The organism is Methylobacterium sp. A54F, assembly GCF_053346035.1.
The window spans coordinates 1-288 of record NZ_JBKFBF010000197.1; the positions used below are offsets into that span (position 1 = coordinate 1).

At 74.3% G+C, this 288-nt stretch carries 1 pseudogene; it reads right to left on the reverse strand.

From position 1 onward, the window contains the following. Positions 1-54: 54 nt before the first annotated feature. Positions 55-288: pseudogene (locus ACLBXP_RS25945) on the reverse strand (ABC transporter permease); the annotation flags it as partial.

Consider the following 288-nt stretch of genomic DNA (forward strand, 5'->3'; position numbering starts at 1 on the left):
CCGCCTTGCCTCCCCCGGCTCCCGCCTCGCGTTCCCCTGCCGAGGTAAGGCGCCTCAGGCCGCCGGCGATGCCGCCTCGGAGAGCTGCAGGCGGTGCAGGCGCGCGTAGGCACCGGCCCGGGCCATCAAGTCTTCGTGACGGCCCGTCTCCACCACCCGGCCGACCTCCATCACGACGATCTGGTCGGCCTCCCGCACGGTGGAGAGGCGGTGGGCGATGACGAGGGTCGTGCGGCCCCGCATCAGCCGGGCGAGCGCCGCCTGCACGAGGCGCTCCGACTCGGAATC